This window comes from Nocardia ninae NBRC 108245, assembly GCF_007990755.1.
Taxonomy (GTDB): Bacteria; Actinomycetota; Actinomycetes; order Mycobacteriales; family Mycobacteriaceae; genus Nocardia; species Nocardia ninae.
The window spans coordinates 39,204-62,209 of sequence record NZ_BJXA01000004.1 but is presented as its reverse complement, the minus strand read 5'-3'; the positions used below and the strand labels follow the sequence as shown (position 1 = coordinate 62,209).

Genomic DNA, 23,006 nt, shown 5'->3' with positions numbered 1-23,006 from the left:
GAGTTCATTCGGGCCGCCCGAAGCCGCACACATCGCCACCCTGGCAGGTGTTTTGTTGATGTGCGCCCGGTCGATGCGGTTAGGGAGTCCACCTCAAACCTAACAGTTTCGTTGTTGGCCGGGCGCACCCTCACCGCGCTGCGCTCCTGTGCCACAAGGAACCCCCGATGCCGACCGATCCGTTGCCGCCGAAACATCAACTGCTACAAGCTTGCCGGGGTGATCAAGCGGTGGACCACCCGTTACTGCGCTTGGCGCGCGAGCTATCGGACCTACACGAACAACGGTTGTATGCCGCCCGGGAAACCATTGCCGACCGCAGGCATATCGATCAAATCGACGTGCGGCGCGCCAGATTGGTGCGCGACATCGATCGCTGGGTCACCCTGCAACTACCGCCCTCGCACGGTGCCGCATACATCCATACCGAGACTGTCGGAGCCGTGATCGACCGCCTTGCCCAATTCACCGCCTGCGCCTTTGCAGCCTTGGCGAGTGCATCGCAGTGGGAGCTGGGCGACGCTTGGGAGCAACTAGCCGAATTAGCGGTCGGTTACGACGATTTGGCCGCTGAGGTGTGCGCTGGCCGCAGACGCCTGCCTGGCGGACCGTAGCCCGTTCACCACGTGGCTTTGGTCTGCTCGTTTTCCATGCGGTAATAGCGGCGGGTCAGGTCGAGGAGGCGGGCTATTTCGTTGGTCATCGAGGTAGGGCTCATGGGAGTGGCGACAATCGGGTCGCCGGATTTGATGTAGTAGCGACCGTCGTCTGCGTAGTCGGTCCAGAGGAAACCGCGGCCGTCGATTGTCGGTCTGGAATCCATTGCGGGTCCGGGGAATACGGTGATCTCGCCGACGGCGGTACGATCACGCTTGAACATCCGGTTGAGCTGATCGTTGATGCTCACCTCGTTCGCGCGACGGGAGTAGCGCTGACGGTCCGCGGCGATCTCGTCCCTGCGAAAACTGACCGCAGGTTGCTTGCCTGCCTGGGCCTTCGGCAATGCCGACACCGCCGCCGCGGCCACCTCGCTCGGTGCACACAAGCCCATGATCACGTCACCGCCGGTGTCTTCGGCTGGGCCGGGCAGCTGAACAAGAGTGGCGCCGGAACCGTTTCGGACCGCACCGTGGAATCGGAACACCGCGGTGAGGCCGGAACCGCCGAAACCCTTGGATTCGACGCGTGCTTCGGGCTCCAGCAACGTCGACAAGGCGAGTTCCAGATTCTCCGAATACTGGCCGAGTAGCGCCTCGACCGCCGACTCTCGTTGCCGCACAAGGTCGTCCCAGTCGACTGCGGTAGTGGGGCGGAAGGCCAGCGGGTAGGGCAGACGATCGCGATCGTAAGCCGACCAGAGGATGTCGAATTCCTGGCCGGTGAATCTCCAACTGCGCACGCTCAGTTTTCCCCGATCACCGGGGGAACAGCTTTGGTCGGTTCGCCGAGGAGTTCTTCGGACCAATCTCGGATCAAGTAATCCTTGGTCTGATGGGTGTTCTCCTCGTCATCCTGCTTACCGGCGGCACCGGCCATCGGCATACCGCTCATTCCGGGACGTCCGGCGGCGCCGGTGCTTGTCCCGGTGCGGGCGGCTGCTGGGGCCACGGTCCCGGGCTGCTGGGGACTGCCAGGGACGCTGCGACCAGGGGCGGGCGTGCCGGGAGTGCTTGGGGTGCCGGGACTTCCAGGGCTGCCGGGGCTGCCCGGCGAACGCGTAGTTGCCGGGCTACCGGGCGAGGTGCTGCGGCTGGGTACTGGAGTTCCCGGAGTCGTTGTGGTGCTCGGAGTATTCGGGTTCGGCGTGCCGGCCGGAGTGGTATTCGAAGGCGACGTGGGATTGGTTGCCTGCGTGGTGGATTGCGGTGTAGTCGTGCCGGCCGGATTGGTCTGTGAGTTCTGGCCGGCGGGCTGGGTGGACGAGTTCGGATCCTGCTTCGGATCCGCTGCCTGGTTCTCGGCCGACGTCGGATTTTCCTGCTTCGACGGATCGCCCGTGGCAGAGGACGTCGTCGGACCGGAGGAAGTCGACGGGGGAGACACCGATTGATCCGGATTGTTCACCAGCGTCGGCGAGTTCGGCACCACCGGCACACCATTGTCGGTCTGGTTCGCAACCTGCCAGTACACCGTGCGCAGCACTCGCCGCGCCTCCGCGGTTGCCTCGGTTTGGTTGTGGTCGTCGACCTTCAGCACGCCTTCGCTGGGCAGTGTCTTGCCGCGGAGGTCGGGACTGCTGTCGCTGGCGCAAGGCATCAGCGCTTGCGTTTGATGGAGACCGGTGTAGAGCTCGTTGAGTTTCACCGAGATGAGTTCGGTTGCGAGGGTGAGCTGACGGGACTGGTCGACGTACCGGCCGACGGACTCCACAGCCTGGTTCGCAGCCTGTCCTCGCCAGCCGTTGGCGACGGTGGCCTTGATGGAGTCACCGAATGCATTCGACTTCTCGCGGAATGACGCGCTGATGTTCTGCCACATCCGCGAGGCTTCCCACGCCTGCCCGGGTTTCATCGCCTCGACCTTGCTGACGAGATCCTGCAGCGTGCCAGTCTCGATCGCGAACAGGTCCTCGCCAGGGTTTGTGATCGACGGCGGATCGTAGCCCTGCTCGAGATCCTGAGCGAGTTTGCCGCGGTGCGAGTAGATGGCTGTACGTTCGTCGTTCCACTGCTGTTGAGCCGCGATAATGCGGGCCCGGTAGTCGTCCTGACTCATGAGCCGCCCTCCCCAGGGACGTCGATTGCAGCGATCTTTTGGCCCGTGGCTTCGTCGACGGCATGGTAGTTCGCGATGGCCTTGGCAAAGACCTGGCGCATCAGTTGGACTTCCTCCATGTGCGTTTGGAGTGATCCTTCGATGGACGTCCCGCCACCGGCCGCTTTCAACGAGAACTTTTGCTCGAGGACCGGGCCTGACGGCATAGCACCGAATCCAGTGACGTGGTCGACTTCTAGCCTCATGTCGCGGAGGTCATCAAGTCCGTCGAGATAGGTCTGGCATTGCGCGTCGAGATTCTTGCCAACTTCAGGGTCGAGCGAAAGTTCCCCCGCATTGGCAAGCTCTAGCAGCTTCTGCCACTCCTGCGCTCCATCGGAAGCCATGGTCAACCCCTCCTCAAGGCAAGAACTTTGCGAAATCATTGGCGTGCCGCTGAGCCTCATCGCACGGCTCGCCGAGTTTGCCTACCGAAAGTCGTGTATTGACGAGGAAACTCACGGTGCCGGCCTTGCTGCCCTGCGGTATCTCGACAGCGACGCTACAAGTCAGGCGCTTGTCGTCCCCGACCTTCAGGAAACGCACCCCTTTGCGGTTTCCGACGGTCACTGGCGTAAACGCCTCGTAGTCGGGACGTTGCTGAAACTGTTCCAAAGGCACATCACCAGAGAGGACAGCAAGGGTGTACCAGCGGGCCGAAGATCGCCAACTACAAGCTTTCCAGCCAGTTGGATCTACACCTGCGACGTCCTTGGTCCGAGTGTCCAAGCTGAGTCCGCTCGCCTGCAGCGCGTCATCCGGCAACGCGGTACACGGATCCCAGATCGCAGCATCCGCATCTGTGGAACCCGACGGCTTCGCAGTGGAACTCACCGAACTCTGCCCACTACTAGTAGGCACCCCATCCGTCGACTTCTCACACCCCGCCAACACCAACCCGACACCCACAACCAGCGCGATCCCCCGCAGTCTGTTCCCCCTGCTGGTCATCCGTTCCCCTAACCGCCGGTGCCTGAAATCCATCCGAGGTGGATGTATCCCGGTGCCCACCCCCGTTACCTGCGCAAACCGTACCGCCGACCCCGCATGACCCGCAACAACATGTGCCGATTCGGCGACCCGGGGCAGTACCTCATAACAGCGACCAGGCACGGCGGTCCCCCTACCGCCGTCTACCTGACGATTACCCGCGCGTAGCGCCGAGCAGCGTGCTGTCGTGCATCGGCCGCGGCCGATCAGGATTCTCGCGGATGTGCTCGGTGGCCCGGGTGATCGCTTGGCTGTACCGCGCACTCGCCGCATTGTGTGTCAGCAGCGCGACACCGATCATCATCGGTGCGACCGCGTGCACGCCGGCGTCGAACCACCGTGCGTCCTTGACGTGCGGGTAGGTGTTCAACCCGACAGTCAGTGCGAGCAGCACGATTTCGGCGGAGACGACTTGGCGGCGGCTGTTCAGCACGCCCCATTCGGAGAGTTTGGTGGTGCCGATCATGATGATGACCAGGCAGACGCTGATCATCGCCTCGACCAGGTAGCTGAACCAGTACAGCGGGTCGGTGATGCCGTCGGGCGCGATGTTGTGCTGCACGTTGACGGCCGACCACAGCATGCCCGCGATCACCACGCCCGCGAGGGCGCGCAGCGACCAGGCGCGATGCCGGTAGAGCGAGGCGAGCTGGGCGTGCGGGCTGGATTCGCGGCGCTGGGCGGCAATGGCTTTGCGGGCCATCAGCAGGTCGCGGATGTCGGCCTTTTCGATCGCTTCTTTGGTCTGCCTGGCGCGGTCGGCGGCGGCGGAGACGGCTTCGGCGTACTTCCAGCGCTGCCCGCGGTCCTGGGTGCGGATGCGTTCGGCCAGTTCACGCTCGGCCTCCAGCTCGTCCTCGGCCAGGGCCTCGGTGAGCGCGGGATCGAACTGGTAGGCCAGCCGGCCGCGGGCCCGCTCGACCCGCCTGGCCAACTGCGCGACATCGTCGAAGGGGTGTTCCTCGGGCATGCGGCTCCAAAAGTGGATGGGCGGAACGGAACTCGACAAATCGGGAGATGCCGGGCTGCCCGATCACCGGGAGCTGGGTAGTAGCTCGCTGCGAGGGTAGCGGACAGGAGGCATCGACACCTACTCTTCATAGTCGATTCCGCGCGCCGAAGACACGCTGAAGCGCTATCTGCGCCGAAAAACCCGGCGAGTCACTCGGGTTCGATCGCCATGTCTTCCTGACTCCAGAAGGCGCGCATGCGCACGATCTTGCCTTCGTCGTCGAATTCCATCACGTCGATGGGGGAGAGGGTGAAGCGCTGACCGCCGACCCGGGTGACGACGGTGAACATGAATGCCGCCTCGTTGCCCGCGATGCGGATGGTCTCGGGCCGCAGTTCGGTCTCCCGGTCGAGTGCGGCGAGCACGTCGTAGAACTCCCGGATGGCGGCGTGCCCGTGCCGGACCGGGGTGCCGACGGGATCCTCGACGGTCGCGTCGGGGGCGTAGAGCTCGACGACGGCCTCGGTCGGCCCGGAACCGACCAGTTTCACGTACTGCTCGACCACGTCGCGGATCTGCTTGGCCATCGGAACTCCTGCCGAATTGGAACCTGTTCTAGTTCGGCAGCGTAGCAGCACAGCGGCGGGGGCGGTCAAGGATCGGTTCCGCGCTCTCGTTGCGCTGTCCACGGCGATCGATGTGGCTCGGGCCGTGGGGAATCCCCCCGAAAGTTACCTGCCCCCGTTTCCGCTGTGCTGTTGTCAGCATCCGCGCAATAGGACACGGTGACGATCGGAAAACCCGCTCGCGCCCGGTGCCGGGGATCATCTTTGATCCCCCGTGGCTCGCCGTTGAACCTTCATCCCGCGCTGATGCTTTCGTTAATTCTGTCGCTCTGACCGGGCGGGGCGTTACCGACTGGACGCATTCGGTCCGGTCAGCGGACCGGGGTCGGATTTCGTCCTTTTTGCCCGCTGATTACTGCGTTCGGCGGCGCGAAGCCAGGAAACTCATCGCTAACTCCGCCGAACCGATCCCGGTGTGTCGGCCTTGCGCTGCCGGTGAAGTGCTGTTTACTCGGTCCGGTCAACCAGATGTTCGAGTGACGAGTGGAAGCGGAGGAGACATGGCACTGCCTACCATGACCGCGGAGCAGCGCACTGAAGCGTTGGCCAAAGCGGCAGCGGTCCGCAAGGCGCGCTCCGAACTGATCGGCAAGGTGAAGGCGGGCAAGGTTTCGGTCGCCGACCTGCTGAAGAAGGCCGACTCTGATGAGCTGGTCAAGAAGACGAAGGTCGCCGCGGTGATCAAGGCTCTGCCCGGCGTCGGACCGGTGAAGGCTGCCAAGCTGATGGATCAGGCGGAGATCCCGGAGGATCGTCGGATCGGCGGGCTCGGCGCACGTCAGCGTGCGGCGCTGCTCGACGCACTGAAGGACTGAACAGCAACAGTTCGCGGTTGATCTAACCGGGGAACGAATACTCACGTCGGTGGCGCGGCTCTGCCTCGCGAAGGACCGCCTGCTCGCGGTCCGGACGGCGTAGCTCAGCCCCCAGCCGCACAGACAATGCAAACGCCCCACAACGCCTAGCCGGGTTGTGGGGCGTTGTCGTCGGTCAGCGGCGGCGACGCGGGAATCGGACGTGCACGGGCGCGGGATCGGTCATCGGGATATCGCCGCGTGGCGGTAGTACCAGGCAGGCGAGGCCGAGGGCGATCAAGAGCGCGGCGGCGAGCAGGCTGAGGGTCAGACTGACCCCGCCCATCCCCTCGGGCCGGTGGAAGGCGTGGTAGACGAAGTGCGGCAGGCTGAAGGTCAGCCAGCCGATACCAGCCAGGCGGGCCGCCGCGGTGCTGTTGAGGACCAGCGCTCCGATGGTCACCGCGGTGAGTGCCAGGAAGAACGCGCCGACATCAGCCGCCAGATGATGGTTGAACGGGCCGTCGGGGGAGATCCACTGCATGCCGAAGCCTGGAAAGCTGGTGTACCAGGAGTGCGGCGCGAAGGTCGCCCACAGGCCGATGGCGGCACCCTGTACGGCAAGGACTGCCAAGACGATCCGGGTGGCCAGGAGGCGACGGCGGTGCTGTTCGAACCGCATCCGGACGCGTAGGCCCTCCTGGGTACCTTCCACTGAGAACCGCATCGGTCTCTCCGTTCCCGCCCGAACTGCTCCGACTACGTGCTGTCACGGTAAAGCGGACATCGGGTCCGGGCAAGGGGTGATCAGGCCAGCCGCGGTTTCCTGTTCGGTGAGGCGGTGATCCGGCCTCCGTGGGTGTAGACGTTCATCGTCTCGCCACGCAGGAAACCGGCCAGTGTCAGTCCCGCCTCCGCGGCGAGATCGACGGCGAGTGAACTGGGGGCGGAGACGGCGCCGAGCATCCCGATGCCCGCCATCACCGCCTTCTGCACCAGCTCGAAGGAGGCGCGGCCGCTGACGATGAGCACCAGATCCCGTGCGGGAACCCGGTTTTGGCGCAGCGCCCAGCCGATCACCTTGTCCACGGCATTGTGCCTGCCGATGTCCTCGCGCACCGCCAGCGCGGTGCCGTCCGGCGTGAACAGCCCGGCCGCGTGCAGGCCGCCGGTCGCCTCGAACAGGGATTGCTTGCTGCGCAACGTATCCGGCATCCCCGCGAGCACCTGGGTGTCCACCACCGGTCCGCCCTCGGCGATCGGATACCGGGAGAGCGTGCGGACCTCGTCGAGCGCCGTCTTGCCGCACAGCCCGCACGCACCGGTGGACAGGAAACCGCGGGTGCGCACCGGCACCGCGGTGCGCAGGGTGAGGTCGAGGACGTTGTAGGTTTGGCGGCCGTCGTCGTCGGTGCCCGTGCAGTAGCGGGCGGCCGTGATCTCCTCGGCGACGCCGATCATGCCCTCGCTCAACAGGAACCCGTGCACCAGGTCGACGTCGTTACCGGGGGTTCGCATGGTGACGGCCAGGGATTGGCCGCCGATCCGGATCTCCAGCGGCTCTTCCACGGCGAGCGTGTCGGGGCGCTGGATCTCACCCGACGGGGAGATCCGGCGCGTTCTGCGGCGGGCGGTGACTCTACTCATCAGTGGTCCGCTCGAATCTGATGGTGACCGACTTGGACACCGGGGTGTTCGACCGTGCCGCGACATGGTCAAGGGGGACAAGGGGATTCGTTTCGGGATAGTAGGCCGCGGCATTACCGCGCGGAGTCGGGTACGCGACGAGCCGGAAACCCTTGACGCTGCGCTCGGTACCGTCGGTCCACTCCGAAATCACATCGACGAGTTCGCCTTCCGCGAAACCGAGCGCGGTGATGTCCTCGGGGTGCACGAGCACCACCTTGCGACCGCCGTGTACGCCGCGGTAGCGGTCGTCCAGGCCGTAGATAGTGGTGTTGTACTGATCGTGGCTGCGCAGCGTCTGCAGGACCAGCCTGCCCTCGGGAACCGGGGTCCAGCTGAGCTCGTTCACCGCGAAGTTGGCTTTGCCGGTGCTGGTACGGAATTCGCGGCTGTCCCGGGGCGGGTGCGGTAGCACGAAGCCGTTGCGGGCGCGGACCCGCGTGTTGTAGTCGGCGCAGCCGGGCACGACCCGGGAGATCGCGTCGCGGATGGTGTCGTAGTCGCGCCGAAACTTTGCCCACGGGACCGGGTGGTCCGCGCCGAACAGGGTCAGCGCCAGATCGCAGACGATGGCGACCTCGCTGCGCAGGTGCTTGCTCACCGGCGTCAGCCGCCCGGTCGACAAGTGCACCATCGACATCGAATCCTCCACCGACACCTGCTGTTTGCGGCCGTCGCGCAGATCCTGATCGGTGCGGCCGAGGGTGGGCAGGATCAGCGCGGTTTTGCCGTGCACGACATGACTGCGATTCAGTTTGGTGGAAATCTGCACGGTCAGTGCGCAATTGCGCAACGCGGCCTCGGTCACCGCGGTATCCGGCGTCGCCGAGACGAAGTTGCCACCCATCCCGACGAACACCGACGCGTGTCCGTCCCGCATGGCGCGGATGGCGTCGACCGTGTCGAGGCCGTGCTTACGCGGGCTGGTGATGCCGAATTCCTGGTCCAGGGCGTCGAGGAACGCATCCGGCATCTTCTCCCAGATGCCCATGGTGCGGTCGCCCTGTACGTTCGAATGCCCGCGCACCGGGCAGACACCCGCGCCCGGCTTGCCGATCATTCCGCGCAGCAGCAGCAGGTTCGTCGCCTCCTCGATGGTGGCGACGCCGTGCGCCTGCTGGGTGAGGCCCATGGCCCAGCAGATGATGATGCTTTTCGCCTCTGCCATTTGCTTTGCGGTGCGGTCCAATTCGGCCTGGGACAGGCCCGTCGCCGCCAGCACGGTGTCGAAATCGACCGCGCGAACCTGCTTTTCGTACTCGGCGAAGCCGGCGCAATGCTCGTCGACGAACTCCCGGTCCACCACCGTGCCCGGCGCGCGGTCCTCGGCCTCGAACAGCAGCCTGCCGAGGGCCTGGAACAACGCCATGTCACCGCCGAGGCGGATCTGCAGGAAGTGGTCGGCGATGGAGACACCGGTGGTGAAACCCTTGACCGTCTGCGGATCACGGAAGCCGAGCAGCCCGGTCTCCGGCAGCGGGTTGATCGCAATGATCTTGGCGCCTTCGGTTTTGGCGTTCGCCAGCGCGCTGAGCATGCGTGGATGATTGGTGCCCGGATTCTGACCCGCGACGATGATCAGGTCCGCGGCGGCGAAGTCGTCGATCGACACCGAGCCCTTGCCGATGCCGATCGAGCTGGTCAGCGCGGCGCCCGAGGACTCGTGGCACATGTTCGAACAGTCCGGCAGATTGTTGGTGCCGAAACTACGAACCAGCAACTGATAGAGGAACGCGGTTTCATTGCTGGTGCGGCCGGAAGTGTAGAAGACCGCCTCGTCCGGAGAAGCCAAGGCGCCCAGGTGATCCGCGACGATGCGGTAGGCGTCGTCCCAGGCGATGCGGGAGTAGTGGCTGTCGCCGGGGCGCAGCACCATCGGATGCGTCAGCCTGCCCTGCTGGCCGAGCCAGTACCCCGACTTGTCCGCCAGCTCGTCGATCGAGTGCGCGGCGAAGAACTCCGGGGTGACCGTGCGCAGCGTCGCCTCCTCGGCGACCGCCTTCGCACCGTTCTCACAGAACTCTGCCGGGCGGCGATGACCGGTCGGCTCCGGCCAGGCACAGCCGGGGCAGTCGAAACCGTGCACCTGATTGACCCGCGCGAGGGTGCGAGCGGTGCGAATCACGCCCATCTCGCCGACCGCACGCTGCAACGACACCGCGACCGCGGTGACACCCGCAGCCTGCTCTTTCGGCGCGGTCACGCTCAGGGCGGACTCGTCGATGTCCTCGGTCGGACCGTTACGGTGCATAGTTCGTATTGTCCTCTTCGCGGTGTCTGAGTCGGGCAGGGGACCAGCTACTTCGATGGTATGCACTCGCGGCGATGCGGGTGCGGAACACGCTGGTTGCCCGCGCTGACCATAACGGGCGTCCGGAGTCCGCGTGCATCCCCAGATCTCGAGCGGGCGCGGGACGGTAATCCCCGAGGTCGGCTCGTCGGAGTTGGCTCCGCGTTGGCGCACACGGCCTTACGATGCTAGGGATCGCACGCACGATGGGCGCGGTCGTACAGAGTCCGTCAGCGCACCGGGCAGGGTCGGCGCGCGGCGGCGGTATGCCTAGCGAGAGCATGGCCGATGGGGACGCTGGCACCAGGTGCTTCGCGTGCCGGCGCAGCGCGTCGGCAGGTGAGACAGCGGCGTGCGGGTCGGGTGCTGTTGGCGACCATCCTGTGTGGGGGTGTGCTGGCCGGGTTTCCGGGGGCGCCCGCGGTGGGGGATTCGAATTCGGTAGCGGTGGTAGGGGACGCGCAACGGCTGCCACCGATATCGGGACCGTGGGACGGCTTCGTCGGGCGTTACGCGCCTGCGCTGCTGGATAGCGGGGTAGACGAGGGCGTCGAGACGGGTGATCGGCCGCAGGCGGTGGTTCCGGTGCGGCAGCCGTCGAGCCCACTACCGCCGCCGACGGATGAGGGCGGTGGGACCCGCGACGGGACGGGTGCGCCCGCTCCGGGGCAGGAGGGCCGCGGTGGCAGAGACGCGCCGCCACCACAGGATGGCAGTGGGACGCATGACGGGCCCGTTTCGCCCGGCCGAGCGGTGCCGCCGCCTCGGCCGCCCGATCCGTGCGGTGGCTCCGATGGGCCGACCTGTCCGCCGGTGCCGCCGTCGAGTAGGCCGAGGCCGCCGGATATTACGACGCCGCCGAGCACGCCGCCGGAGGTCACCACGCCGCCGATCACACCGCCGGAGGTGGTGATCCCGCCGCTGCCCGAGGTCTTGATTCCTCCGCCGCCCCCACCGCCCCCGCCTCCGGAAGTCGCCGATCCGCCGCCTACGCCGGATGTTGTTGCGCCACCGAGGAATCCGGTCCGTACCCCGGCGGTTGTGCCGCCCGTGCCCGAGCCGCTGCCCCCGCCACCTCCTCGATTACCTCCCGCCGCAATGGATCTCACGCCGTCGGCCGTCGGCCCCGGGGTCGGTGTCACCGCCAGTGGTCACGGCTGCGAGCCAGGGGTACCGGTCGATGTCGCGATCGGTGATGTCGCCGTAGGTAAGACGGTGGCCGGGGTGGACGGTGCGTTCGAGGTGCCGTTGGCCACCGGTGCGATGGACATCGGCAGGCATCAGGTGACGGCGAAATGCGGGCGCACCCTGGCGGCACCGTTGGATGTGGTGCTGGTCGGCACCGTCGGGTCGGGGACGTCGACGCTGACCGTGATCCTGTTCTTCCTTGTGCTCGGCGGGTGGTACTACTGCCATCGCCTCGTGTCGCATCTACCCGCTCGGAGGGGCGAATGAGCGGTGGTTTCCAAGGCATTCGGGCTGTCGTCTGGCCGGTGCTGTTGCTGATCGCGCTGCTGTGGCCGGCGGCGCAGGCGGGTGCGAAGCCCGACGGGGTCGACATGTCCGCGAACTTCGACGGGCGCGATATCGCGGGGACGTCGGTGGAGAAGCCGTTGCGGCTCGAGCCGGACAGCACGGTTCGGGTCGCGATCGAGTTGACGAACAATACGAGTGAGCCGTTGGAGATCCGGCACGTCGATCTCGCGGGGCGGGTGCTCGGGTTGAGCTTCTTCTCGTACTCTACCGCTGTCGAATTGACCATTGCGCCAGGGAAATCCGAGTCGCTGCGGTATCGACTGGAGTTGCGTGGGCTGGCTGGGCAGGCGACCGGGCTGATCGGCGGTGAACTCGCGGTGTACGGCGCGAGCGGTGCTGCGGCGGCAGAGATTCCCTTGGTCACCGATGTGCGCGGGTCGTTGTGGTCGGTATACGGGTTGTTCGGGATCGCATTGGCGGTTTTGACCGCACTGGCCATTGCGGACGCCGCGTTGGCCATTGCCCGGCACCGACTCTCGGCCAACCGCTGGCAGCGCGGGCTGCGGTTGCTCGCGCCGGGACTCGGGATCGGGCTGGTGTTCGCGTTCACCGCGTCGGTGGCGCGGTGGTGGGTGCCGGATACCAGTTTGTGGCTGGCGTTCGCGGGAACGACAGCGGCCGTGGCTTTCCTGCTCGGCTACGCGTCGCCGACGCCGGAACCGGAGGAGGACGACGACCTGGATGCCGATGTCGATACCGACGAGATCGCCGACGCCCCTGCCTACCGCCTGCCCGCCGAAGGATCGGCGTCGTGACCGAGCAGGACGAACTGGTGCGGGCTGCCTTGCCCGCCTACGACATCGGCGCCGAACTCGGTCGGGGCGGCTGCGGGGTGGTGCTCGCGGGCACGCATCGGAGGCTGGGCAGGCCGGTCGCGATCAAGCAGATTCCGCCGCAGTTCGCGCACGACGAGCAGGTCCGCCGCCGGTTCGTCGCGGAGGCTCGGGTACTCGCGGCGATCGACCATCCGCACGTGGTGCGGGTTTTCGACTATCTGGAGCACGGTGAGCTCTGCCTGCTGGTGATGGAGTATCTGCCGGGCGGCACGGTGGGCGAGCGATTCGCCACGGACGGTTACGATTCCGCGACCGCCGTCGCGATCGCGCTGTCCTGTGCGGCGGGATTGGCCGCCGCACACCGGCATCGGGTGCTGCACCGTGACGTGAAGCCGGCGAATCTGATGTTCGCGGCGGGCGGGGCGATCAAGCTCACCGACTTCGGTATCGCCAAGATCGTCGGTGGCGACGAGACATGGGTGACCAAGGCGGGCGACATCATCGGCACGCCGTCCTACATCGCGCCTGAGCAGGCACGAGGGCAACAGCTTTCGCCCGCCACCGATGTGTACGCGCTGGCGACGATGCTCTATCAGCTGCTGTCGGGGGTATTGCCGTTTCCACCGGGTGACGGACCGCTGGCCATGTTGTTCGCGCACGCCTTCGATGAGCCGACCCCGCTGAGTGCGGTCGCTCCGGGCGTGCCGGAACCGATCGCCGCCGTGGTAATGCGTGGGTTGGCAACCGATCCCGCGGATCGGTTCGATACCGCCGAGTCCTTCGGTATCGCGCTCGCCCAGCCCGCCGCCTACTGCTGGGGCGAGGATTGGCTTACACCCGTGGGTATTCCGGTGATCGGCGCGGACACGATTGTTGCCGCCGCTACTGGAAGTGGGCGGATGTCGAGTCGTGGATCTGTTCGGCACCGCCGCACACCACCGGTCACCCCTGGGCCGCGACCTGGTATCCAACCGTATTCGGCGGGCGGAACAGCGCTGTCCCCCAGCGGAACTGGCGAGGCCGGCGGAGCTACTCGGTCAATCGGCTCGCTTTCTGGCGGAACTGGCCCGACCTCGGGCGGAACCGGCTCACCTGGAGGAGCGGGCCCGGTCTCTGGTCGAACCAGCTCGCCCACTGGCGAAACCGCCTCATCCTTTGGCAAGACTGGCGCACTCCCAGGCGATAACGTGCCTCCGAATGCCTATCGAACCCCACCGCCGTTTCGACCGGCAATGCCCAGCGGGCCACAGGAGCCAAGCGTTCCATCGGGATCGGCCGCGTCTGACACACCTTCGGAGCGAGGTACGTCGTCGGACACGGAGTCCCTGTCGGCGGCACAGCCATTCGGTGCCGCCCCGCCGACCACGCCCTGGTTTCCTGGCGGGGCATCGAAATCCGTTGCGCCGTCCGAGGGATCGGGGGTGGCGCCGCCGTTCGGGCCTGCGCTGGAGAGTGAGCCGCCGCGGTCGACGGCTGGGTCGGCGGGGAATGCTCCGCCAACCGTGCAGTGGTATCCGGCCGGATCTCGGCCTGAGGGTGGTGCACGTCCGCCGACTGATCCACGACCGGTGGGTGGTCATCCAGTGGGCGGTCGGCCTCCAGGTGCGTACCCTCCGGCTGGGACTCGGCCACCTATACGGCCTCCGGCACAGACGCAGGGCGCGATGCCGTTTCGTGGTCCGGTGACTCGGGTGCGGCCGTTGCAGCCGATGCCCGACAACGGGGCGCGGCTGGCCGAGATCGATCGACGGGACCTGGTGCTCATCCAGGAGGTCGTCACCTTCGAATCGCCACGGGTACCGTTCGCCGTTGCGGTGGTCCTCGCGATTGCGGCGGTGGCGCTGGTGGTCTCGGGGTTCGGTCAGTCATCGATCGGTGGTGACTTGGCACCGGGCGCGGTCACCCTCGGTGGGGTCGATCCGGCCACGACGCCCGTCGAAGTCGATCTGACGAAGCCGGTCCCGTTGCGCGTCAATGGGATCGACGCGGACGCCGCTTCGCTGAAGGTGACGCTGCTCGGTGTGCCGCTCGTCGGCGAAGTCGTGCCGTTCATACCGGGTGAGCCAGGGGCCACGCTGCCTGCGCCGATCAATCAGTACGTGATGGCGGGGCACCTCACCGGTGAGCTCGTCCTGCTGCGGAACAACAGCGAAATCGCCACCGAGCGAGTGGAAATGCAGGCCGTCCAGCGCCCGGCAACCACCGTCACCGCCGCGAGCGTCGTCCTGCTCGCCCTGTTCTCCCTCGCCTACCTCGAGTCGAACATGCGCCGCTTACGTAGGGGCCGCGGTGGATTCGCCAACAGTGTGGGCCTGATCATCAGTGCTGCCCTGCTCGCCGTCGCCCTCGTCGGCGGTGCCTGGATCCTCCTCGGCCACCTACCGGCAATAGCGACCACCGCAGGCGCCGCCGCCCTCGCCGCCGCCGCAGGCCTGGCAGCGTCCGTCGGCGCACGCCGAATCGGCAAGCGCCGCCGCTATCTTCGCCGCGCCCGCCGTCAACGATGAGTGGGCTGCCGGGGGGTCGGATTCGTCGCGCCGGGCGTCGATGACGAGTCGGCTGCCGAAGGGGGCGTAATCGCCGCGGCTGCTGTCAACGGTCAGTCGGCTGTCGAGGTGATCGCCACGCCCCCTATCAATGATGCGTCGGCTGCCGACGGGCGTAGGTCGCTGCGCCCGCCGTGGACTATGAGTGAGCTGCCGGATTGGTCGTGATCGCTGGGCCTGCTGCCAATGATGAGTCGGCTGTCGCCGGTCGCAGGTCGCTGCGCCCGCCCTCGACGGTGAGGCGGCTGGTGGACTGATGGTGATCGCCGTGCGCCATCAACGCCGAGTCAGCTGCCTTGGTCGCCGTAATCGATTGCGCCGGAACATAATTCCCAGCGGTTCACGCCACTGCGTGCGTCACTCGGATTCTCGACGGTCGCCGTCCTTCTCGTCACTGCCCCGGTAGGTGATCACTCGATCGCTGATGCGGACGCTCCAGCCGGGGCGGAGTTCGGTGGGGGAGGTGCCGATTCGGGTCCACTGGTCGGTGCCGGGCGGGGCGATGAAGGTGCCGGAGGTGGCGGTGGCATCGCGGACGAAGACCTTGCCGCGGTCGACCGAGACGTAGGCGTGCACACGGGAGACGTGGCGGTCGCGTTGGATCACGATGGGCGCTGCAGTGGCGGAACGGACGGAGTCGTCGGCCTGCGGGCCGCGGCCGATGACGTAGGGGCGGTCCAGGGGATAGGCCGCGCCGTTCTCCAGGATCAGGTTGCCGACAGCCTGGTCCTGCTCGGCGGCGGGGCGGACGATGCGAGCCACGTGGTCGGCCGAGGTCTTGTGCAGCGCAACAGGTTCGGGTCGTGGCCCGGGGTGGTGGGTTTGCGACCAGGCGAGTGGACGATCCGCCGCGGGACGGTTGCCGATCGGCGGCCGTGGCCGCATGCGTGGCCGCGCCGATTCCGACGGCTGGCTCGTGGTGGAGGTCGCGGCCCGGGTGGACGTGGGTGGGGGTGCCGACGAGGACTGAGCCGCGCCGGACCGGGTAGCCGAGGGGGTCCGGTTGGCCGGCGATGCCCGGACGACCGACGACACGCTCGCGGCCGCCGCGGTATCGGAGGGAGAAACCGTGGCAGCCGACGCGTCGACCGCCACATCGGCACCGGTGGTTTCGGGTGTCGCGGCGAATCCGGCGGCGGCGGTCGGCGGCGGCTCGGCTGCCGAGCCGCCGGCCGGCGGGCGGGGTGCCGCAGCACTCTTGGCCGCTTTGCCCGCACGCTTGAGCGCGACATTCAGGACGAAGCCACCACCGGGAACCACGCCGGCGCGCAGATCGGTGCGCGGCAATGCTTTCAGCGGTTTGCCGATGTCCGTGCCGACGGTGATCCGGCGCAGTGGTTCGCGCACGATCTCGTCCACCCAGGTGAACGCGCGCGAACCGTCCAGCCGCCTGGTCCCTTCCGCGCCGCTGATCTCAGCGAAGACCGGTCCGCGCAGCAGGATCAGGGTGCCGTCGTCGGTCGGGGCGACCACTCCGAACGGCGGAGTCTCGGACGTGCTGCCGAAAACCACGGCCGCCAGCCGCTGCGCGAGCGCCGCGCCGGGATGCGCCGCCTCCGCGACCGCCTCGATCGCGCCGAGGATCCGGTCCGTGGAGGCGGTTTCCCCCGCCAGATAGACGACTACGCCACCGAAGCGCGCGACAAGGCCGTCACCCTGCGCGATACCAACGGTGGATGATTTGCTGCGCATCCGCGCCCTCCTTCCCGGCGCACTACCGACATTCGAAGCCAGCATAGAGCGTGTGCGCCGGGTGGATCGGCGCGCCGAGGGGCTGCGGGGCTACGTCTGCGCACATCGGCGCTACCGATCGGAAGAATTTGTCGACCGCTGAATCCGCCAGTGCCGCCACGATTCTGGTCGGTCTGTCGGCGTCGGGCACGCCACAGGCGGTGATGGTGTTCGTCCTATTCGGTCCAGAGCGCAAGTGTGGCGACCGTCTCGCCGACACCCGGTTCGGGTACCGGTCCGCGCGTCGCCCTTGCCGCCGGTCGGCGCAAACGTTTCCGACAGCCGGATGTGCGGCTGTCGGAAACGGATCAGGTGCCCGAGTTCAGCCGGTGAACAGGGCGGCATTCTCCACGAGCCAGCTGGTGAAGGTACGGGCCGGTCGCCCGGTCAGGGTGCGGACATCGTCGGTGATCGGACTCGGCGCACCGTCGCAGCGGCGCCAGTACGCGAGCAGGCCGTCGGCGAAGTGGCCGGGAATGTACTCGGCCATCTGCTGTTTCCATGCTTCGGGAGTCACGTGGTCGATGGCGATGGAGCGGCCGATGACCTGGCCGACGCGGCCGAGCTGCTCGGTGAAGGTGAGGGTCTCGGGTCCGGTCAGGTGGTACTGGCCGCCCCGCGAGCCCGGCTCGGTGAGCAGGGTATACGCGGCCTCGGCGATATCGAGCTCGTGGATCGGATCGCCGTAGGCGTTCGGGTACGGCAGGCTGATCGGCCGGCCCGCCTTGATCGCCCAGGCCCAACCACGGGCATTGCCGGCGAAGGCGCCCGGGCGCAGCACGCTGACGGTCATCGGGGCGTCGGCGAGTCCGAGCTCGGCGTCGAGGTGCGATTTCGCGACCGGGTTGGTCGCGGCGTCGGGATCGAGCACCGAGGACGAGGACAGCAGGACGATGTGCTCGACACCGGCTTCAGTTGCGGCGGTGACGAATTCGCTGATGGTTGTGCCCTCCGCGTATAGGAATACCGAGGTGACATCGGCGAGGGCCGCGGGAAAAGTGGTCGGATCGGTCAGGTCACAGGCGACGGTCGGCACGTCCGCGGGAACTCGGAGTTGCTCGGGGTGGGCGGATCCGACACGGACGGCAAGGTCGTCGGCGCGCAGCAGGTCGAGCAGGTTGGTGGCGACCGCGCCGCGGCCGCCGGTAACGAGAATCATGAGAAGTCCTTGGTGAGTAGCGAATTGGTGGGGTGTGCCGGTCTGCCGCTGGCGGACAGGCACAGCGGCGGGTCAGTGCACGGCCGGTGCGTTGCGTGGCATCAGCCGAACCAATGCGCAGCAGACGACGGTGCTGACGGCAACCAGCACCAGGCTGACGATCAATGCGTGCGCCTGCCCCGAGCCAACGGTGTGGAAGTACACCGTGGTGACGGCGGCCGCGCCGATGGCATTCGCGAGTTGTTGCACGGCAGTGAGAGACCCACTGGCACTGCCGGTTTCAGCCTGCTCGATATCACCGACGGTGACCTGGTAGACGGTGCCGAAGCAGGTCCCCATGCCGAGCCCGAGGATCAAGACGGGCACCGCAAGCGCCCAGGGGCCGACCGTTGTTCCGGCGGTCAGTGCGAGCACGAGCAGCAAGCCGATGCCCACCAGTGTGATCAGCAAGCCGATCAAGATGAGGTCGCGACCGAGCCGGGCGATGAACTGATGCGCCGCGATCGAGGCGAGCACGATCCCCACGGCCAGCGGCGCGAGACCGAGCGCGGCACCGGTCGGGCTGTAGCCGAGCCCGGTTTGCAGGAACAGCGACAGCACGTAGAGCAATCCGGACACCGCGGCGAAGAACACGAGTCCGAGCAGCAGTCCCGAGGTGAAGCCCCGGTTCTGGAACAGCGTCGGCCGGACCAGCGGTTCCGCGGCGGTCAGCTGACGCCGAATGAACAGGCCGAAGCAGATCAGACCGCCGACGAGACAGCCAAGGGGCAGCACGGTCCAGCCGCTGGCCGCACCGTCGATGAGCCCGAACAGCGCACCGAACATGGCGACACCGAGCAGTCCCGCGCCGAGCCCGTCGATGGCGACGGAGCGGTCACCGGTGTCGGGCGGCAGCAGGCGGTAAGCGGCGGCGAACGCGGCACCGCCCAGCCCGATATTGATCAGGAACATGGCGCGCCAACCGAGGTCGAACAGATCGGCGTCGATCAGCAAGCCGGCCAGGATCGGCCCGCCCACCGCGGACAGGCCAAGGGCAGGTCCGAAGACGCTGAACGCCTTGCCCAGTTGTTCGCGCGGGAACACCGCGGTGAGGATGCCGAAGCCCTGCGGGATGAGCAGCGCGCCGAACGCGCCTTGGACCAGGCGGGCCACGATGATCGAGACCGGATCGAAGGCCAGGCCGCAGGCGACCGAGGCGACGGTGAACCCGGCGAGCCCGATCAGGAACAGGCGGCGCTTACCGAAGCGATCGCCGAGCCGGCCGCCGACGACGAGCAGCACGCCGAGGGCGAGGGCGTAACTCGCGCCGAGCCACTGGATCAAGCCCTGGCCGCCGCGCAGGTCCGCAGCGATCGTCGGCGCGGCGATGTTGGTGATCGTCGCGTCTAACAGGTCGAGAATGTCTGCCGCGAGGATGACGGCGAGTATTGCCCACATGCGGCTGTTGACCTGCGGATTTGCCGCTGTGGACAAGGTGGGGATGGACATGGGACACCTCCTTCGAGGTGGAGCGGGATCGAACTTCGATCGTTACGAACGTTGTTCGTTGAGGGCGACAGTACGAAACGAACGCTGTTCGTGTCAAACAGTGTTCGTTCAACGCGTATGCTCGACGCCATGAGCGAGCGCGGAAAGCGACCAGGTGGTTTCGGCACGGCCGAGCGAGGCGTGGTCATGAACCCAGCACCTCTCAGCCGCCGAGCTCGCCCCGCGAAGGCGCCGCTCAGCCGCGACGTGATCATCGAAACCGGCCTGCGCGTTCTCGATCAGGACGGCCAGGCCGCGCTGACCATGCGCCGCGTCGCCCAGGAACTCGACACCGGCGCGGCCTCGCTCTACGTCTACGTCGCCAACCGCGACGACCTGATGGCCGCCATGCTCGACCACGTGCTCGGCACGATCGAGGAACCGACCGACGGCACCTGGCGTGAACGACTGTTCGCCCTGGTCGAGGCGGCGGTCGTAGCGATGAGCCGGCACGAGGGACTGGCGCTCGTCGCACTCGGGGCGATCCCGACCGGGACGAACGCACTCGTGCTCATCGACCGGATGCTGGCGCTGCTCGCTGCGGGCGGCGTGGACGAGCGCACCAACTCGTGGGCTGTCGACCTGCTGTTCCTGCACATCACCGCGGTCGCCGCCGAACAGAGCGCCTACAACACCAAAGGGATGCGTGCCGAGGCGCACCTCGCCGAGGTCCGCGAGCGCTTCGCCGCGCTGCCGGCCGAGCGCTATCCGATGATCGTGGCCCTGGGAGACACCATGATGTCGGGCGAGGGAGACCAGCGTGCCCGCTGGGCACTTCGGGTGTTGATCGAGGGCATTCTCGCCACGCCCGCCACCTGATCTCTATGATGCGAAGGTGTCCGTGATCCGACCGGCGACCGAGGACGACTTGCCAGTCCTGCAGGATATCGAGATCGCAGCGGGTAGACCGTTCGCGGAAATCGGTATGACAGCCGTGGCGGAGGATGAACCGCCGCCGTTAGAAACATTGCGCGAATTCCAGCGCGCCGGACGCGCGTGGGTCTGGACCGACGACGGCGACCACCCGATCGGTTACCTGGTCCTCGGCGTCGTCGACCAGATGGCGCACATCGATCAGGTGTCGGTGCACCCCGACCACCGGGGCCGCCGGATCGGCAAGCAGCTCATCGACCACGCCGTGTTCTGGGCCAAAGACCATGGCATGCAGTCGATCACCCTCACCACCTTCGTCGACGTCGCCTGGAACGGCCCGTACTACGAGCGCCTCGGCTTCCGCTACCTGTCCGAAGAGGAGCAGACACCGGGTCTGCACGCCATCCGCGCCGCCGAAGCCGCCCACGGCCTCGACGGTTGGCCGCGGGCCACCATGTGCGCCGATATCGACTCGTGGACGTTCGACGGGTCCGTCTCGGAAACCTAGGGCTGTCGCCAAAGTCCCATCCGGCGCCTCCGTGGGCGACCGGACCTAGGTGGCCGGCGCGAGCGCGGCCATCGCGGCCGGGGTGGCGGCCGTGCGGTCTTCGGCGATCAGGCCGATCCTGGTGCGGCGGTCGAGCAGGTCGTCGGCGTCGAGTGCGCCCTCGTGGGTGACGGCGAAGTGGAATTCCGCTGCGGTGACGTCTATCCCGGGCGCCACCGGTTGGGCCAGTGCCGGATTGTGCTGGGTGGCGGCGAGCACGGTCGCTGCTTCGCTGCCGTAGCGGTCGATCAGCACCGGGGGCGCGTCGACGCGATCGCGCGCGGCGCCGGAAACCGCGCCTACCAACGGAAGTCGTTTGGTGCGGCAGGGGCCCGCGGTCAGTCCGGCGCGGGTGACGGCCGCGTCGATGACGTCCTCGGCCATCTGACGGTAGGTGGTGAGTTTGCCGCCGACGATGGTGATGACTCCGGTGGGGGAGTGCAGGACCGCATGCTTGCGGGAGATGTCGGCGGTGCTGTCGTCGGCGGTCTTCAGCAGCGGACGCAGGCCCGCGTAGGTGCCGCGAATGTCGGCACGGGTCAACGGTTCACGGAGCGCGGTGTTGATGGTGTCGAGCAGGAAATCGATCTCGGACTCGGTGGGTTTCGGCTCGTCCGGGACCGGGCCGGGGGCGTCCTCGTCGGTCAGGCCCAGGTACACCCGGCCGTGCGCGGCGGGGAAGGCGAAGACGAAACGGCTGGTGCTGCCCGGCACCGGGACGGTCAGCGAGGCGGTGAGCCCGCCGAACGACGCGGCGTCGAACACCAGGTGGGTGCCGCGGCTCGGGCGCAACTCGATGCTGGGATCGACCTCGTCGGCCCACACACCGGTGGCGTTGACGACGGCGCGGGCGCGCACGGACAGGGTCTCACCGGTCAGGGTGTCCCGGAGGCGTGCCGAATTGCCGTTCACGTCAAGCGCTTCCACGCGGGTCAGCACCGTCGCGCCGTGCGCGGCCGCGGTGCGCGCCAAGGCGACCACCAGGCGGGCGTCGTCGACGAGCTGACCGTCCCACGACTGGAGGCCGCCGCGCAGCCCGTCGCGGCGCACGGTCGGTGCGAGCCGCAATGCCTCGGCGGCCGCGACCCGGCGGGAACGGGGCAGGATCGCGCCCGGGGTGCCCGCGCCGCGGCGCAGCGCGTCACCCGCCAGGAAACCCACCCGTACCAGCGCGCTCTGCGCGGCTCCGATGCCGGGCAGCAGCGGCACCAGCTGCGGCAGCGGGCGGACGAGATGCGGTGCCGTGGTGCGGATCAGAATGCCGCGCTCCACGGCACTTTCGTGCGCGATGCCCACCTGGCCGCTGGCCAGATACCGCAACCCGCCGTGCACCAGCTTCGAACTCCACCGGCTGGTACCGAACGCGAGGTCGTGCCGCTCCACCAGCACGGTGCGCAGTCCGCGGGCCACCGCGTCGAGTGCGGCGCCGGCACCGGTGACGCCGCCGCCGATCACCAGGACGTCGATCTCGCCCCCGTCACCGAGCTGCCGCAGCTCCCTGGCGCGGCGTTCCGCGTTCAGGGCCGAGTCTCCGGTGACAACCGAATTCCGGTTCATCGCAGTGCCTTTCCGAGGTCGGTGCCGTGCCGATCGGCCGGCACGAGATAGCCGTCGAGTGCGTGGGACAGCTCCGTGTCCAGGCCGGCTCCGGCGAGTAGTGGTTCGACCGTGCCTGCCGACTGGACCGCGGATTGCGCGATCAGCAGGAGCATGGTGGCCAGCTGCTCGGGGTCGCCTTCGCGAATTGACCCGTCCTGCTGGCCGTCTCGAATGCCCGCAGCGAACAGCTCGATCAAAGCACGCTGGTTGCGGCCGAGGCGGCCGAAGACATAGGTGAGCATCAGGTCGGTGTCGGCACGGAAGATCTTGCCGAACAACGGGTTCGAGCGAACCTTCGCGGCTCCCGCGACGATGCCGGTGACCAGCCGGGTGCGGCCGGGCCCTCCGGTGGGCATGGTGGCGTCGACGATCGCGCGCAGCTCACGGACCAGCAGCTCGGCGACCAGCGCCCCGGTGTCGGACCAGCGTCGGTAGACGGTCGGCCTGCTGACGCCCGCACGCCGGGCCACCTCGGTGAGCGTGGTGCGGCGCACGCCGAACTCCGCCACGCAGCGGCGGGCGGCATCGAGGATCGCGAGATCGATGGCGGAGAGCGGGTCGTCGGGAGCGGTCAAAGGTTCACCTCGGTGAGGTCGGCTCGTTACTGCTTGACATTCTAT

21 protein-coding genes are annotated in these 23,006 nt (G+C 67.5%); 7 read left to right on the top strand and 14 right to left on the bottom strand.

Features of this window, described 5'->3' with window-relative positions:
- Positions 1-167 precede the first annotated feature (167 nt).
- The gene (locus NN4_RS05410; RefSeq protein WP_147128847.1) at positions 168-614 is read left to right on the top strand and encodes a DUF4254 domain-containing protein; all 447 of its coding nucleotides are present in this window, start codon (positions 168-170) and stop codon (positions 612-614) included.
- 5 nt (positions 615-619) lie between these two features.
- On the opposite strand, the gene NN4_RS05405 is transcribed toward NN4_RS05410, so the two are convergent.
- The 6 genes from NN4_RS05405 to NN4_RS05380 all read right to left on the bottom strand — a co-directional run bounded on the left by NN4_RS05405 (position 620) and on the right by NN4_RS05380 (position 5,283).
- The gene (locus NN4_RS05405; RefSeq protein WP_147128846.1) at positions 620-1,399 is read right to left on the bottom strand and encodes an ESX secretion-associated protein EspG; all 780 of its coding nucleotides are present in this window, start codon (positions 1,397-1,399) and stop codon (positions 620-622) included.
- 2 nt (positions 1,400-1,401) lie between these two features.
- Positions 1,402-2,715 carry a hypothetical protein gene (locus NN4_RS05400; RefSeq protein WP_147128845.1) on the bottom strand — a complete coding sequence of 438 codons (1,314 nt, stop codon included), beginning with the start codon at positions 2,713-2,715 and terminating at the stop codon, positions 1,402-1,404.
- Positions 2,712-3,101: a hypothetical protein gene (locus NN4_RS05395; protein ID WP_147128844.1), complete on the bottom strand. Its 390-nt coding sequence runs from the start codon at positions 3,099-3,101 to the stop codon at positions 2,712-2,714. Before NN4_RS05395 ends, NN4_RS05400 begins: the two co-directional genes overlap by 4 nt.
- Before the next feature lie 13 nt (positions 3,102-3,114).
- A complete protein-coding gene (locus tag NN4_RS05390) occupies positions 3,115-3,705 on the bottom strand; it encodes a DUF3558 domain-containing protein (RefSeq protein ID WP_186818276.1) in 591 nt (196 codons plus the stop codon).
- A 193-nt stretch (positions 3,706-3,898) separates the two neighbouring features.
- Complete coding sequence (locus NN4_RS05385; RefSeq protein ID WP_107654784.1) at positions 3,899-4,714, bottom strand: hypothetical protein; 816 nt, start codon at positions 4,712-4,714, stop codon at positions 3,899-3,901.
- Positions 4,715-4,905: 191 nt separating this feature from the next.
- Entirely contained in the window at positions 4,906-5,283 is a 378-nt protein-coding gene (locus tag NN4_RS05380) for a nuclear transport factor 2 family protein (protein WP_135235480.1), read from the bottom strand.
- Positions 5,284-5,822: 539 nt separating this feature from the next.
- Here NN4_RS05380 and mihF point away from each other — a divergent pair.
- Entirely contained in the window at positions 5,823-6,137 is a 315-nt protein-coding gene (gene mihF / locus NN4_RS05375; protein WP_029895202.1) for an integration host factor, actinobacterial type, read from the top strand.
- Between the two features lie 175 nt (positions 6,138-6,312).
- Here mihF and NN4_RS05370 read toward each other — a convergent pair whose 3' ends face one another.
- From NN4_RS05370 to NN4_RS05360, 3 genes are all read right to left on the bottom strand, one after another.
- Positions 6,313-6,843: a hypothetical protein gene (locus NN4_RS05370; protein WP_147128842.1), complete on the bottom strand. Its 531-nt coding sequence runs from the start codon at positions 6,841-6,843 to the stop codon at positions 6,313-6,315.
- Positions 6,844-6,923: 80 nt separating this feature from the next.
- Entirely contained in the window at positions 6,924-7,763 is an 840-nt protein-coding gene (gene fdhD, locus NN4_RS05365; protein ID WP_147128841.1) for a formate dehydrogenase accessory sulfurtransferase FdhD, read from the bottom strand.
- On the bottom strand, positions 7,756-10,053 hold the full coding sequence (locus NN4_RS05360; protein WP_147128840.1) for an FdhF/YdeP family oxidoreductase: 2,298 nt from the start codon (positions 10,051-10,053) through the stop codon (positions 7,756-7,758). The genes fdhD and NN4_RS05360 overlap by 8 nt, the downstream gene beginning before the upstream one ends.
- Positions 10,054-10,431: 378 nt before the next feature.
- Here NN4_RS05360 and NN4_RS05355 point away from each other — a divergent pair, with 378 nt between their 5' ends.
- From NN4_RS05355 to NN4_RS45980, 3 genes are read left to right on the top strand one after another with little or no spacing between them, the layout of a single operon-like run.
- Positions 10,432-11,547 carry a hypothetical protein gene (locus NN4_RS05355; protein WP_147128839.1) on the top strand — a complete coding sequence of 372 codons (1,116 nt, stop codon included), beginning with the start codon at positions 10,432-10,434 and terminating at the stop codon, positions 11,545-11,547.
- Complete coding sequence (locus NN4_RS05350) at positions 11,544-12,383, top strand: hypothetical protein (RefSeq protein ID WP_246180721.1); 840 nt, start codon at positions 11,544-11,546, stop codon at positions 12,381-12,383. Before NN4_RS05355 ends, NN4_RS05350 begins: the two co-directional genes overlap by 4 nt.
- Positions 12,380-14,911: a serine/threonine-protein kinase gene (locus tag NN4_RS45980; RefSeq protein ID WP_246180720.1), complete on the top strand. Its 2,532-nt coding sequence runs from the start codon at positions 12,380-12,382 to the stop codon at positions 14,909-14,911. The genes NN4_RS05350 and NN4_RS45980 overlap by 4 nt, the downstream gene beginning before the upstream one ends.
- Positions 14,912-15,307: 396 nt before the next feature.
- Here the strand turns inward: NN4_RS45980 and NN4_RS05340 are convergent, their stop codons facing one another.
- The 3 genes from NN4_RS05340 to NN4_RS05330 all read right to left on the bottom strand — a co-directional run bounded on the left by NN4_RS05340 (position 15,308) and on the right by NN4_RS05330 (position 19,328).
- On the bottom strand, positions 15,308-16,642 hold the full coding sequence (locus NN4_RS05340) for an FHA domain-containing protein (protein WP_147128838.1): 1,335 nt from the start codon (positions 16,640-16,642) through the stop codon (positions 15,308-15,310).
- 361 nt (positions 16,643-17,003) lie between these two features.
- The gene (locus NN4_RS05335; protein ID WP_147128837.1) at positions 17,004-17,840 is read right to left on the bottom strand and encodes an SDR family oxidoreductase; all 837 of its coding nucleotides are present in this window, start codon (positions 17,838-17,840) and stop codon (positions 17,004-17,006) included.
- A gap of 72 nt (positions 17,841-17,912) precedes the next feature.
- Positions 17,913-19,328 (bottom strand): MFS transporter, encoded by a 1,416-nt coding sequence (locus tag NN4_RS05330; RefSeq protein ID WP_222594989.1) that lies wholly within the window; start codon positions 19,326-19,328, stop codon positions 17,913-17,915.
- 186 nt (positions 19,329-19,514) lie between these two features.
- Between NN4_RS05330 and NN4_RS05325 the strand changes: the two genes are divergently transcribed.
- Both NN4_RS05325 and NN4_RS05320 read left to right on the top strand, forming a co-directional pair.
- The gene (locus NN4_RS05325; protein ID WP_147128836.1) at positions 19,515-20,186 is read left to right on the top strand and encodes a TetR/AcrR family transcriptional regulator; all 672 of its coding nucleotides are present in this window, start codon (positions 19,515-19,517) and stop codon (positions 20,184-20,186) included.
- A 106-nt stretch (positions 20,187-20,292) separates the two neighbouring features.
- Positions 20,293-20,748: a GNAT family N-acetyltransferase gene (locus NN4_RS05320; RefSeq protein WP_107660132.1), complete on the top strand. Its 456-nt coding sequence runs from the start codon at positions 20,293-20,295 to the stop codon at positions 20,746-20,748.
- Between the two features lie 45 nt (positions 20,749-20,793).
- Here NN4_RS05320 and NN4_RS05315 read toward each other — a convergent pair whose 3' ends face one another.
- Both NN4_RS05315 and NN4_RS05310 read right to left on the bottom strand, forming a co-directional pair.
- Positions 20,794-22,344 carry a glycerol-3-phosphate dehydrogenase/oxidase gene (locus tag NN4_RS05315; protein ID WP_147128835.1) on the bottom strand — a complete coding sequence of 517 codons (1,551 nt, stop codon included), beginning with the start codon at positions 22,342-22,344 and terminating at the stop codon, positions 20,794-20,796.
- Positions 22,341-22,961 carry a TetR/AcrR family transcriptional regulator gene (locus NN4_RS05310; protein ID WP_147128834.1) on the bottom strand — a complete coding sequence of 207 codons (621 nt, stop codon included), beginning with the start codon at positions 22,959-22,961 and terminating at the stop codon, positions 22,341-22,343. The genes NN4_RS05315 and NN4_RS05310 overlap by 4 nt, the downstream gene beginning before the upstream one ends.
- Positions 22,962-23,006: the final 45 nt, after the last annotated feature.